The organism is Terrabacter sp. P5_B1 (assembly GCF_056400505.1).
Genome location: NZ_JBFULD010000096.1, coordinates 1 through 12645 on the forward strand (window position 1 = coordinate 1; position 12645 = coordinate 12645).

Here is a 12645-nt window from a genome sequence, read left to right on the forward strand (position 1 = left end):
GCGTCGACGACGTCCTCGTCGGCGTGGGACGCGCCGGCGGACTCACCCGTCGGCGAACCGTCCTGGGCGCCAGCGGAACTCGCGGCGTTGGCAGAGGCCTGCTCGGAGGCGTACACCGCCTGGCCCATCGCCTGGGACTTGGTGTTGAGGTCCTCGACCTTGGCCTTGATGTCGTCGGCGCTGGCCTCGGACCCCTCGGAGATGGCGGCCTTGAGGTCGGCGAGCGACTCCTCGACCGGCGTCTTGACGTCGGCCGGGACCTTGTCGCCGGACTCCTTGAGGAAGGACTCGGTCGAGAAGACGAGCTGCTCGGCCTGGTTCTTGACCTCGGCCTCCTCGCGACGCTTGTGGTCCTCCTCGGCGTGGGCCTCGGCGTCCTTGACCATGCGGTCGATCTCTTCCTTGGACAGGGCCGAGCCGCCGGTGATCGTCATCTTCTGCTCCTTGCCGGTGCCCTGGTCCTTGGCCGAGACGTTGACGATGCCGTTGGCGTCGATGTCGAAGGTGACCTCGATCTTCGGCACACCGCGGGGGGCCGGGGCGATGCCGGTCAGCTCGAAGGTGCCGAGCGACTTGTTGTGCTGGGCGATCTCGCGCTCACCCTGGAAGACCTGGATGAGAACCGACGGCTGGTTGTCGTCGGCGGTGCTGAAGATCTCCGAGCGCTTCGTCGGGATCGCGGTGTTGCGCTCGATGAGCTTGGTGAACAGTCCACCCTTGGTCTCGATGCCGAGCGAGAGCGGCGTGACGTCGATGAGCAGGACGTCCTTGCGCTCGCCCTTGAGGACACCGGCCTGCAGGCTCGCGCCCATGGCGACGACCTCGTCGGGGTTGACGCCCTTGTTGGGCTCCTTGCCGCCGGTCATCTCCTTGACGAGGCTGCTGACGGCCGGCATGCGGGTGGAGCCACCGACGAGCACGACGTGGTCGATGTCGGCGACCTTGATGCCGGCGTCCTCGATGACCTTGTGGAACGGCGCCTTGGTGCGGTCGAGGAGCGACTTGGTCATCTGCTCGAACTGCGCGCGGCTGAGGTTCTCGTCGAGGTGGATCGGGCCCTCGGGCGTCATCGAGATGTACTGTGCGGAGATGTTGGTGCTCGTCGCGGTCGAGAGCTCCTTCTTGGCGCGCTCGGCCTCGTCACGCAGGCGCTGCATCGCGATCTTGTCCTTGGACAGGTCCTGGCCCGTCTTGTTCTTCACCTGGGTGATGAGGTGCTGGACGATGACGTCGTCCCAGTCGTCGCCACCGAGGTGGTTGTCGCCGTTGGTGGCACGCACCTGGATCGTGGCGAAGCCGTCCTCGGCGTCCTTGCCGACCTCCAGGAGGGACACGTCGAACGTGCCGCCGCCGAGGTCGAAGACGAGGATGAGCTCGTCCTCCTTGCCCTTGTCGAGGCCGTAGGCCAGCGCGGCCGCGGTCGGCTCGTTGACGATGCGCAGGACGTTGAGGCCCGCGATCTCGCCGGCCTCCTTCGTGGCCTGCCGCTCGGCGTCGTCGAAGTAGGCGGGCACGGTGATGACGGCGTCCGTCACCGTCTCGCCGAGGTAGGACTCGGCGTCGCGCTTGAGCTTCTGCAGGATGCGGGCGCTGATCTCCTGGGCGTTGTAGGTCTTGCCGTCGATCTCGGCCGACTTCCAGCCCGTGCCCATGTGGCGCTTGACCGAGCGGATCGTCCGGTCGACGTTGGTGACGGCCTGGCGCTTGGCGACCTCACCTACGAGCACCTCACCGTTCTTGGAGAAGGCGACGACGGAGGGCGTCGTGCGCCCGCCTTCGGCGTTCGCGATGATGCTCGGCTCGCCGCCCTCGAGGACGGAGACGGCCGAGTTGGTGGTTCCGAGGTCAATTCCGACCGCACGTGCCATGGGTGACTCCTTGGGAGATCTAGGTGGAGATCGTGTGTTTCAGGTGGCCTGGTGAGACCAGGTCCTCGCTCAATGTGCTCCGGTCCTGACGTGATTGTCAAAACAGGACTCGCAAATCTTGCGTTCACCCGACTCAACTTCCCGAAGGGCGGCATTGTTCCCGGAAGCCGTCAGCACGACGTCGGAAGGCTGTCCTCGCGAGCTCCGGCGCTGCGGTAGTCGAGCCGGATCTGTTCGCTCTTCGGAACCGCGATCGCGCTCCCCGTCCRCCGGTTCCATCCCGTCGGCAGGAAGACGTACTGCCCGTTCGAGTTGAGCAGGAGCACCAGCCCCGAGTAGCGATAGCGGTATGCCGCGGACTCCCCGCCGCAGCGCAGGGCCCGAACCCCTGCCGCGGTGATGCCCAGAGCCTTGTCGCTGTAGAGGACGACCTGAGAACGCTCGTCCAGTGAGCCCGCCAGCTCGGCGGCGCGCTCGCGACCGACGGCCGCCGAGTAGTCACCGGCCGCCCAGAAGAGAGCCATGGCCATGACGATCGTGAGGGCCGTGAGCTCGGCGATCCCGGCGCCACCCGAGTAGCTGAGTCGTTGCATATGGAAGGAGTGCCCGGCAAGGCTGAGGAGCGTGACTCCCAGCACGAGGCACAGCGGGGCGACCGCGAGGCTGCCGGCGAACATTCCTCGACCGAAGAGCCCGAGCACGCCGTTCGTGGCCAGCACGGCTCCGATCACGGCGGCGGCAGGTGCCACCCATGGGGCGCGGAGGACCGAGCTGTGACCGGAGTGGCGCACCACGTTGAGCACCCATGTCATCACGAGGACGAGCAGCGCGATGACCGCACCCGGCACGAAGAGCCCGTCCTGACTCGTCAGGAGGTAGTCGGTGCTGGAGAAGCCGAGCGACGTCGGGTCGACCCCGAACCAGCCGAAGAGAGCCGTCGTGCGCGACCAGCCGAAGAAGATGAGCAGGGCGGTGATGAGCGTCGCAGGTGCGACCACCTGACCGAACACCTTCAGGATCCTGGGCAGCTCCTGGAGGGCACCGGGTGCCGTTCCCTCGGGCGAGGTCCGGTTGCCCGCTTGGTCCCCCGACTCACCGTGAAGAGCCATCGGGCTGTCCGCTGCCCGACGTGCCGCCGTTCGTCCCGGAGGTCGTGAGGTCCGTCGAGGGGGTGGGAACCGGGCTCGTTGCGTCAGTTGCCGATCCCGGTCCGGGGAGTCCGTTGGCTCGGTCGCAATCGGCCTGGGACTCGGTGAGGACCTTCACCGTTGATCCCCGCGCTGCTTGGGCGGCCGGGTCGTAGCCCGTGAAGCAGGCGCCGTCGCCGTATTCGAGCGTCACGCAGAGGTCCTGGCCGCCGCACGCCTCGATGAAGCTGCGCTCGATGAAGTCGCGTTGGTCGACCAGTGGCGTGTGCTGCTCCGGGACCGTCGGGACATCGATCGGTGAACCCACGGCCGGTGCGCCACCTGCGCCACATTCGGCGAGCGAACCGGTGAGCACCTTGACCGTCGATCCTCGCAGTGCCCGGTCCGCCGGGTCGTAGCCCAGGAAGCAGGCGCCGTCGCCGAATTCGAGCGTCACGCAGAGGTCCTGGCCGCCGCACGCGTCGACGAAGAGCTGCCGGATGCCGTCGCGAACATCGGCCAAGAGCTGGTGCGTGGCCGGGATGGCCGGGACATCGATCGGCGAGCCTGCAGCCTGGTTCCCGCCGTCTCCCCCGTTGCCTCCGCCGCCTCCCCCGTTGCCTCCGCCGCCTCCCCCGTTGCCTCCACCGTTCCCGACACTGCCGCTCGGGACGGCGCCGCCGCCGTTCCCAGCACCGTCGGCGCTGGGAGGGGGTTGCGGGGCGGACCCAGACTGTTGGACGGACTCCGATCCGCCGGTTGCACGAACGAGCGGCGCCTGCGTACGGGCGCACCCGGTTGCGAGGACCAGGCAGCAGGCGGCAATCGCAAGCACCTGTCCGGCGCGCGTGCTGCCGATGAGTCGGCGTGCCATGGTCACCTCCCGGGGGAGTCCTGTTGGCTGCTTCTCAAGTGTGATTCGTGAGGGTCCTGATACCGCCCCAGCACTCCCTCTTCGCTGGGTGGCACGCGAAGGGCATCCACACCAGCATGCACCTGCCGCGGGTCTGACGAGAAGCCTTCGCCTCGCCTGGTGCGGACGGGTGCCACAGTGCCGAACCAGCTCCACAGCGAGGCCGCGTAGCGTCGGCCCACGGCGACACACTGGAGGTGCGCGATGAGACGAGGGGCGGGCACGGCCGCGGCCACGCTGCTGTCGCTCGTCACGGTCGCCGGGTGCTCGACCTCGACGGGCGACAGCATCGACGCGAGCTCCGGCACCGGGTCGAGCCGGACCACTCCGACATCCCCGCCGTCGACGTCGGCGTCGGCGTCCGGGGTCGACACCTCGGCCGCAGCCGCCGCGAAGCGAATCCCCGCCACGACCACGCCCGCCCCTGCGGCGAGTCCGTCACCCACCTCGACGCGGCGAGGCCGGCCTGCTCGGGATCGCCGTATCGCCCACCTTCGGGGGCGACCGGCTCGTGTACGCGTACTACTCGACCGCCGGCGACAATCGGATCGCCGCGATCCCGTGGGACGCGAGCAGACCCGCGGGCCAGCAGCGCGGCGCGCCCCGGTCGCTCGTCACGGGCATCCCGCACAACGTCCACCACGACGGGGGCCGGATCGCCTTYGGCCCCGACGGCTACCTCTACGCGACGACGGGGGAGGCGCAGCAGCCGGCGCTCCCACAGGACAAGAGCTCGCTCGGGGGCAAGATCCTGCGCATGACGACGGCGGGACGCCCTGCCCCGGGCAACCCCTTCGGCACGCTCGTGTGGTCCTACGGGCACCGCAACGTCCAGGGCATCGCCTGGGACGAGACCGGGCGCCTCTGGGCCTCGGAGTTCGGCAACCACAGCGAGGACGAGCTCAACCTCATCCAGCCCGGCCGCAACTACGGCTGACCGCACCGGAGGACTCGCCGCGCGGCATCGCGACCCGCGCGGCTCGGTGTGGATGGCCGCCCTTCGCCGACAACGACTTTGGCGCATCCCGCTCAACGGCACGAAGACCGCATCCTGCTCGTCAAGGTCAGCTGACCGCCCCGGGGGAGCTGCCGCTCGCACGTCCGAGCGCCGCCGGTCGCACCTGCCCGGCCGGTCCGGGAAGCCGCACGCTGGCCACCGTGCTCAGCACCGGGTGCGCGTCATCGCCGCCACGGATCTCTCCGCCGCGCCACACGATCGAGAGATCTCGGCCCTGGACCGTCAGCTCGGCGAGGCAGTTGTCGAACCACGGTCCGTCGGTGACCGCCCACGGGTAGGCCGGCTCGGGCACGTGCTTCGAGTGTTCGGCGACGAACCTCATGGGTCGCACGAGCCCACGCGCAAACGCCGACATCATGACGCGGACCATGCGCGGCATCGGGTTGCGGATCGGTGAGCAGACCGCCTGCACGATGCGCGAGCTCGCCCCGTGGCGCGCCCTGGCGTCGACGACCTCGGCGACGTAGGAGTTGTGGACGTCGCCGGAGAGGAAGACGACGCTGGACGGTGCCCGGCCACGCTCTCCACGCGCCACCTCCATGACCATCTCGAAGACCTCGACGAACCCGTCGTTGAACGCCGCCCAGTGCTCGAGGTCGATCGACTGGCGGGCCTTCTCGGCACCCTGTGCGACCAGGCGTCCGTGCTTGCCCATGGCGAGCGCCTCGTCGATGGCCTCCAGGTCGTGCAGGCCGGGCGGGAGCAGGAAGGGCAGCGACGTGCCGATGAGGAGGTGCTCGACATCGCCGCTCAGCTGCTCGTCGAGCCAGCGCATCTCGTCGGGGTCCAGCATCGAGCGGTGCTGCGGCTGCAGGACTCGGGCGGCGCGCGAGTCGACGACGACGAGGCGGCTGTCGCCGAGGTCCCGGCGATAGCTCCAGCGGTAGACCTCCGGGTGCCGGTCGGTCCGGCGCGCCAGGTCGAAGACGGCCTCGGTCAGGTCGAGCTCACTCCCCTCGGTGCGAGCGTCGCGGGGCGCGACGGACGCCGCCTCGAGCACCCGGGCATAGATCTCGTCGTCGGCGAGCTGCGACGGGGAGAGGTTGCCGATGTGCTGGTACACCCAGTACGAGGACAGCCCACCCATGAGGCGCTCGTGCCACCACGAGGTGCGGTTGATCTCCTCGTGCCACGTCCACGACGTGTTCCAGTCGTCCCGGATGTCGTGGTCGTCGAAGATCATGCAGCTGGGCACTGTGGACAGCAGCCACCGGTTGGCCTCGTCGCCCCACGCCAGCCGGTAGAGGTGGGCGTACTCCTCGTAGTCCTTGATCTCCTCCCCAGGCGGCTGGTCGATGTCTCGGCGCGCGGCGATGAACTCGCGCATCGCCTGCGACGTGTCGTCGGCGTAGACCTGGTCGCCGAGGAAGGCCACGAGGTCCGGCCACTCCTCCTCGCCGCGGGCGAGGGCGAGCGCCAGGGTGCGCAAGGCGTCGACACCGTTCGTGCGGTGGCCCTCCCGGTCGTGCGGCACCGTCGTGCGGCACGAGCCGAAGAGCAGCCGGGTCGCCCGGTCGCGGTCGATGGTGCGGATGCGCGGGGGTGGGAACGGGCTGTCCGGTTCGGGCCACACGAGCGCTCCATCGATGCGCACCGTGTAGTCCCACGCGCCGCCCGGCTCGAGGGCGTCGACGACGACGAGGGCGTAGTGGTGACCCTTGACGGCGAAGGTCGGAGCCGCCCAGTCGCGGCCGTCGGCGTGGACGGTCACGACCCCGGGCCCGGACGTCTCGACCCACACCGTCGCGTCGGTCTCGCCGATGTAGCGCAGCATCGGTCCCAGCACGAGGGGGCCCGCGGCGTCGGACCTCTGGACGTCGGACTTCACGGCGTCGGGCTTCACGGCGTCGGACTCCACGGCGTCAGACCTCTCCGGTCAGGTGCTTGTCGAAGAAGGCCGTCGTCCGCTCCCACGCGTCGGCCGCGACCTCAGCGTTGTACTTCGACGGCGAGGTGTCGTTGAAGAAGGCGTGCCCGACTCCGTGGTAGACCCTCGCCGTGAAGTCGACACCGGCCTGCTCCATGCGGGACTCGAGCTCGGGGACGCCGTCAGTGATCCCGTGGTCGTCCTCGCCGTAGAAGGCCAGGACGGGGCAGCCGATGGCCGCGGGGTCGGCGGCCTCGGGGAAGTTGCCGTAGAAGGGCACGGCGGCACGGAGCCGAGGGTCGGCAGCCGCCAGGGCGAACGCATACGTCCCCCCGAAGCAGAAGCCGACGACGCCCACCCGACCCGCCACACCCGGCTCGTCGGCGAGGGCGTCGACAACCGCCTTCAGGGCCGGCACCGCCCACGCAGCGAACTCAGGCTGCCGCGCCGGGGTCGTCGCCGCGCGCATCTGCGGCTGGGCAGCGAGCCGGTCCTCCTCCGACGCGCTGAACATGAGGTCGAAGATGCGTGCTCCGACCTCGGGGGTCAGCCCGACGTGGCCGAGCAGGTCGGGCGCCACGGCGACGTAGCCCTGCCCGGCGAAGCGGTCGGTGACGTCCTTGATGTGGTCGGCCAGACCCCAGATCTCCTGGATGACGACGACCGCGCCGCGCGGCTCTCCGGTCGGGTCGGCGCGGTATGCGGTGAGGTCGTGCTCGGGGAAGTCGATCATCGTGCCCATTCCCCAGTTTTACCCCGTCCGGTGCCAGGTCCCACGGTGTGAGGATGAGCCCATGAGCCTCCGACCGTCGCCCTGCGCTCCCGGTCGACGTCCCGTCAACCTCTTGTCGAGTGCTCAGTTCCCTCCGTGGGGAAATGGGCACTCGACTGGGCGTCGGTGACGACGGTCGTCACCACGCTCGTGACGGAAGGACGGGACGGTGTCGACGAGAAGCCGAACCGGCACGGCGGGTCGACCGCGGCGAGCGCCCCCAAGGGCCGGCCGTCGAAGCTGCCGTCGAGGGCCGTGACGGCGTGCAGGTCGGTGGCGCCGTAGTACTCGCGCCGCCCCTCGAGCGCCGTGCCTCGCGTCCGGACCCCGCGCAGCGCAACTCGCGCGATCGGGTCGACGGCGGTCGCCCAGACGGGGCTGGACGCGACGCGCGGAGGCACGGCCCGCAGCAGCCGGCCGAGCGGCATGCGCCCGCCGACCGTGAGGGCGAGCAGCAGTGACGGGGACTCGACCTGCCAGCTCCTCCGGCCGGAGGTCACGGTGATCGCCTCGAGACGCACCTCGTCGAAGGCGTAGGTCGCCTCGATGAACGCCGCCACCTCACGGCTCGGCGCGACAAGCACCCGGTGTCCGTCGACCGTCTCGACCATGGCGTCGCCGAACGAGCCGAGGGGCGTCCGGTCCCACGACCCGACGACGACCCGGACGCCGGAGGACGACCCGACGCCGGCGATCTGCCCGTGGAAACGCTGTGCTGGCACGGCTCGAGCGTAGGCGTAGGTCACTCGACCCGGTTGACGGTCCTCTTCAGGCCGGCAACGACCGTCGAGTAGTCGTCGGTCGGCGAGCCGCCGAGGACCGACCCCCAGGCCGGCACGAGCTCCGGACCGTAGCGGTGGCCGTAGCCGTCCGGCGGGTCGTGCCCGACGGCCATGTCGGTGGTCAGCTGCCAGAACGTCACGAACGGGATCCACGTGATGTCGGGGTTGACGTCGGGACCGCGTGGCTCGCGGAGCCAGTCGGGCTCGGCGCCGAGCAGGGCCGGGTTCCACCAGACGACGGGGTCGGAGGCGTGCTGGGCGTAGACGAAGCGCGGGAAGTCCCACGTCCCGTAGTCGCGGCCGTAGGAGTCGTGGGTCAGCTGGTCACCGCTCGCCGCGAAGCGGATGTGCAGGCCGGCGTCGACGACCGGCACGATCTCCGGCGAGCCCTCGTTGCGCCGCGCCGTGAGCGACGCCGCGATGTCGGTGAAGCTCGGGGTGCCCACCCACACGCCCCCCTGCGCGCGGGCCAGCATGTCGTCCGCGTTCGCGAACGCTGCCTGCCCGCCGTAGGCGCCGAGCGACTCACCACCGACGACGAGCTGCGGGCGGTGGTCGGCTGGCAGCGTGCGCCACACGGCATACACCTTGTCGAAGAGCGCCTTGCCGGCCTCGCGCGGGGTGTCACGGTCGGTCATCATCGACATGGCGCTCGGCAGGTAGGAGTACTGCATCGCCGCGATGGCGCTGTCGCCGTTGCTGAGGTACTCGATCGACTGCGCCGACCAGTCGTCGACCCAGCCCGTGCCCGTCGTCGTGAAGACGGCGAGCACCCGACGGTTGAAGGCCTTGGTGCGCTCGAGCTCGGCGACGACGACGTCGGCGACATCGGCGATCGTCCGGTCACCGGTGCGTCCGGCGTAGACCCGGATCGGCTCGATCGCGCCCCGGTCGGTGGCCGCGGTGATCTGCGCCGCCGTCGGGGCGTTCGTGACGAACATCTGGCCCTGGTAGCCGAGGCTGTTCCAGGGCTCGAGCGTGCCCGGGCCCCCTGAGCGCAGCGGCGAGGTCGGTGCCGTGCGCCCGGTCGGGGCGGTGTTGACCTGCGCCGCGATCCCCGCGAAGGCCTGCATGCCGCGGTGGAAGAGGACGCTGTCGGTGACCCACGCCGTGGCCAGCGCGACGACGAGGACGGCGATGAGCGACGCGATCGTCTTCGGGAGCACGTGGCCCGCCGCCTGCGCCAGCTGGTGCGTCGCCCCCCGCAGGCCCTGGGCGACGGCGAGGAAGAGCACGGCGACGACGGCGGCGAGCGCGAGCGCCATCGCCCAGTCGAGGGGGTGGAGCGGGGCCAGCCGGACGAAGGCAGCCGTGCGCGCCTGGGACCGCACGTTGGCCACGGTCAGCCCGAGGACGGCAACGGCACCGAAGACCGGCGCGGCGACGAGCAGCCAGTGCCTGGCCTCCACGCCGACGGTCACGCGCAGGTCGATGAGCCGGGCCAGCCGCCGCACGACCCAGGCAACGACTACGCCGAGCCCGTAGCCGACGGCGGCGCACAGTCCGCTGATGAGGCCCTGGTAGTACCACGTCCTCGGCAGCAGGCTCGGGGCCGTCGAGGTGAGGAAGTAGGCGGCGCCGAAGAGCAGCCCGGTGCGCGACAGGTGCCACCAGGGCCGCCCGACACCGGGCCGGATGCGCTGGTCGGAAACCTCGGGCATGACTCCAACAGTAAGTCGCTCCCGTGCCGTCACGCCTCGGGATGACCACTTACGGGACGTCCCTGACCGGACGCGCGCCGGCCTGCCGGGCAGGATGGGGTCATGGCATCGCTCGACGCACGCGTGACGACCTTCAGCCGGGACGGGCTGCGCTTCGACGTGACCGACGAGGGGCCGCTGGGCGGCGATGTCGTCGTGCTTCTCCACGGCTTTCCCACCGACCGGACGAGCTGGGACCGGATCGCCGCCCGGCTGCACGAGGCCGGGCTGCGCACCCTCGCCCCCGACCAGCGCGGCTACTCCCCTGGGGCGCGACCGTCCGACCGTGACGCCTACCGCCTCGACGAGCTCGTCGCCGACGTCGTCGCGCTCATCGACGCGTCCGGGCGCGAGCGGGTCCACCTCGTCGGGCACGACTGGGGCGGCGCCCTCGCCTGGCTCGTCGCGGGCAACCATCCGGCGCGCATCGCGTCCCTGACGGTCCTGTCGACCCCTCACCCGGCGGCCATGTCGCGGGCCTGGAAGACCGGCATCGACCAGAAGCGGAGGTCCTGGTACATGGCCGCCTTCCAGGTGCCGTGGGTCCCCGAGCACGCCGTGGCCGCCACCTTCCACTCCCTCCTGACCCGCAGCGGGCTGCCCACAGAGGACCGGAGGAGGTATGCCGCCCGGCTGGCCCACGCCGACGCCCTCACCGGGCCGGTCAACTGGTACCGGGCGGCCCGGCACTCGGGTGTCGGGGCACACCGCGTCGAGGTGCCGACCACCTACGTCTGGGGCTCGGACGACCCGTTCCTCGGCCGCACCGCCGCCGAGCTCACCCGGGAGCACGTCGGCGCCGACTATGCGTTCGTCGAGCTCGACGCCGGACACTGGCTGCCCGAGACCCGCGACGCGGAGTCCGCCACGGCGATCCTGCACCGGGTCGCCGGAGCGAGCTGAGCGGCATACGCCCTCTCACCGGAGGGTGACGGACGCCTCGCTCGATGCGGGGAACACGGGCGCGGCCCCGTAGGTTGCACGACCGTGAAGATCGACATCTGGTCCGACATCGTGTGCCCCTTCTGCTACCTCGGCAAGCGTCGCCTCGAGGCTGCCGTGGCGCAGTTCGAGCACGCCGACGAGGTCGAGGTGACGTGGCACAGCTTCGAGCTCGACCGCAGCGCCGCGCCGGTGTCGGAGCTCCCCCTCGTCGACCTCATCGCCGCCAAGTACGGCACGACGCGGGAGCAGGCCGTCGCGCAGCACCGGTCCATGGCCCAGGCTGCGGCCGAGCTCGGCCTCGAGTTCAACTGGGAGCAGGCCCGCTACGGCAACACCTTCGACGCGCACCGCGTCGTCCATCTCGCGGCGGAGCAGGGCCTCGCCGACACTGCCCACGAGCGGCTCATGCGCGCCTACTTCACCGACGGCCTCGCGGTCGGTGACCGCGACGTGYTCGTGCGTCTCGCCGCCGAGATCGGCCTCGACGAGGGCGTCGTGCGCGCGATGCTCGAGTCGGACGACTACGGCAACCACGTCCGCAGCGACGAGGCGACGGCCAAGATGCTCGGCATCGAGTCGGTGCCCTTCTTCGTCCTCGACCGCAAGTACGGCGTCTCCGGCGCCCAGCCGGTCGAGGTGTTCGCGGAGGCCCTCGAGACCGCGTGGGCCACCCGGCACGAGGTGCCCGAGCCGGTCACCGCCGGCGGTGGCTGCGGTGGCGGCTGCGGCGCCGGCGGCTGCGGAGGCGTCTGCGGCGCCTGACCGGGGCACCCGGGCCGCGGAGAAGGCGGCGCCCGGGCGGCCCGCACCATCGTGCGGTGATGCAGTGACCTCCGGAACGTCCAGGAGGGCCCGCGGGCGCGTAACGTACGGCACGCCCGGTCGACGAAAGGCGCAGATGGGACAGCTCACCGATCTCGAGGTGATCGGATCGCGGCGCGCCGCGATCGCGACCCTCACGGTGTCCGCGCTGCTCGTCGTCGGCGGTTTCGTCACCCTGCACCAGGCCGGCGACCTGCGCCTCGGAGCACCCCATCCGTCGACGACACGGTCCGTCCCGTCGACCCCGTCGACCCCGGCGACCCCGTCGACCCCGTCGACCCCGTCGGGGCGTCCGTGAGCACCACCGTCGGCGGCTGAGCCGCCCTAGGTTGGAGGCCATGGAGCCCTGGCACTCGCAGGACCGTCACCTCGTCCGCCTCGACTGGGGACCCATGGCGGCGGAGGCCCTGACGACGTATGCCGTCGCCGCCGGCTCGCCCGTCTGCGCGGTCGTCGTCGACGTCCTCAGCTTCACGACGTGCGTCTCCGTGGCCGTCGACGCGGGCACCCGGGTGTACCCCTACCGCTGGCGGGACGCCTCGGCGCAGGCGTTCGCCAAGGCACTGGGGGCGACGCTCGCCGAGCCGCGCTCGGAGACCCGGGACACTGGCGGGGTCAGCCTGTCACCGGGCTCGATCCGCGCGGCGGGTGCCATCGGGGACCTCGTGCTGCCGTCACCGAACGGCTCGACCATCAGTGCCGTCCTGGCCGAGGCCGGCGCCGAGGTCGTGGCCGCCTCGCTGCGGAACCGCTCGGCGGTGGGCCACTGGCTCGTGGACTGGCTGGAGTCGTCGCGCGGCTCAGCGGCGCAGCCCGCCGTGGTCGTCGTCC

Annotated in this window: 13 protein-coding genes; 5 read left to right on the top strand and 8 right to left on the bottom strand. The window is 71.0% G+C overall.

Annotation, left to right across the window (positions count from 1 at the left end):
- The 4 genes from dnaK to AC1DP0_RS09215 form a co-directional block, all read right to left on the bottom strand.
- Window positions 1-1868: molecular chaperone DnaK (gene dnaK / locus AC1DP0_RS09200; RefSeq protein WP_478083910.1), on the bottom strand; the 1868-nt coding region annotated here is incomplete at its 3' end.
- A gap of 170 nt (window positions 1869-2038) precedes the next feature.
- Complete coding sequence (locus AC1DP0_RS09205; protein WP_478083911.1) at window positions 2039-2878, bottom strand: hypothetical protein; 840 nt, start codon at window positions 2876-2878, stop codon at window positions 2039-2041.
- An 82-nt stretch (window positions 2879-2960) separates the two neighbouring features.
- On the bottom strand, window positions 2961-3518 hold the full coding sequence (locus tag AC1DP0_RS09210) for a hypothetical protein (protein ID WP_478083912.1): 558 nt from the start codon (window positions 3516-3518) through the stop codon (window positions 2961-2963).
- Between the two features lie 353 nt (window positions 3519-3871).
- Window positions 3872-4354 (bottom strand): hypothetical protein, encoded by a 483-nt coding sequence (locus AC1DP0_RS09215; RefSeq protein ID WP_478083913.1) that lies wholly within the window; start codon window positions 4352-4354, stop codon window positions 3872-3874.
- A 29-nt stretch (window positions 4355-4383) separates the two neighbouring features.
- On the opposite strand from AC1DP0_RS09215, the gene AC1DP0_RS09220 reads away from it, so the two are divergent.
- Window positions 4384-4845: a PQQ-dependent sugar dehydrogenase gene (locus AC1DP0_RS09220; RefSeq protein ID WP_478083927.1), complete on the top strand. Its 462-nt coding sequence runs from the start codon at window positions 4384-4386 to the stop codon at window positions 4843-4845.
- Between the two features lie 127 nt (window positions 4846-4972).
- Here AC1DP0_RS09220 and AC1DP0_RS09225 read toward each other — a convergent pair whose 3' ends face one another.
- From AC1DP0_RS09225 to AC1DP0_RS09240, 4 genes are all read right to left on the bottom strand, one after another.
- Window positions 4973-6784, bottom strand: coding sequence for an alkaline phosphatase D family protein (locus tag AC1DP0_RS09225; RefSeq protein WP_478083915.1), 1812 nt, complete (start codon window positions 6782-6784; stop codon window positions 4973-4975).
- 4 nt (window positions 6785-6788) lie between these two features.
- Window positions 6789-7535, bottom strand: a complete 747-nt coding sequence (locus tag AC1DP0_RS09230) for a dienelactone hydrolase family protein (protein WP_478083917.1) — start codon at window positions 7533-7535, stop codon at window positions 6789-6791.
- Window positions 7536-7630: 95 nt separating this feature from the next.
- The gene (locus AC1DP0_RS09235; RefSeq protein ID WP_478083919.1) at window positions 7631-8287 is read right to left on the bottom strand and encodes a hypothetical protein; all 657 of its coding nucleotides are present in this window, start codon (window positions 8285-8287) and stop codon (window positions 7631-7633) included.
- A gap of 20 nt (window positions 8288-8307) precedes the next feature.
- Complete coding sequence (locus tag AC1DP0_RS09240) at window positions 8308-10008, bottom strand: alpha/beta hydrolase (protein ID WP_478083920.1); 1701 nt, start codon at window positions 10006-10008, stop codon at window positions 8308-8310.
- Window positions 10009-10110: 102 nt separating this feature from the next.
- On the opposite strand from AC1DP0_RS09240, the gene AC1DP0_RS09245 reads away from it, so the two are divergent.
- From AC1DP0_RS09245 to AC1DP0_RS09260, 4 genes are all read left to right on the top strand, one after another.
- Complete coding sequence (locus AC1DP0_RS09245; protein ID WP_478083921.1) at window positions 10111-10950, top strand: alpha/beta fold hydrolase; 840 nt, start codon at window positions 10111-10113, stop codon at window positions 10948-10950.
- 84 nt (window positions 10951-11034) lie between these two features.
- Entirely contained in the window at window positions 11035-11754 is a 720-nt protein-coding gene (locus AC1DP0_RS09250; protein WP_478083922.1) for a DsbA family oxidoreductase, read from the top strand.
- Window positions 11755-11890: 136 nt separating this feature from the next.
- Window positions 11891-12112 carry a hypothetical protein gene (locus tag AC1DP0_RS09255; protein WP_478083924.1) on the top strand — a complete coding sequence of 74 codons (222 nt, stop codon included), beginning with the start codon at window positions 11891-11893 and terminating at the stop codon, window positions 12110-12112.
- 40 nt (window positions 12113-12152) lie between these two features.
- A partial coding sequence (locus AC1DP0_RS09260) for a 2-phosphosulfolactate phosphatase (RefSeq protein WP_478083926.1) occupies window positions 12153-12645 on the top strand: 493 nt, incomplete at its 3' end.

Excerpts from the sequence above, each read along its gene's own strand:
- AC1DP0_RS09230 (WP_478083917.1), bottom strand. The coding sequence starts at position 7,535 with ATGGGCACGATGATCGACTTCCCCGAGCACGACCTCACCGCATACCGC.
- AC1DP0_RS09240 (WP_478083920.1), bottom strand. The coding sequence starts at position 10,008 with ATGCCCGAGGTTTCCGACCAGCGCATCCGGCCCGGTGTCGGGCGGCCC.
- AC1DP0_RS09245 (WP_478083921.1), top strand. The coding sequence starts at position 10,111 with ATGGCATCGCTCGACGCACGCGTGACGACCTTCAGCCGGGACGGGCTG.
- AC1DP0_RS09255 (WP_478083924.1), top strand. The coding sequence starts at position 11,891 with ATGGGACAGCTCACCGATCTCGAGGTGATCGGATCGCGGCGCGCCGCG.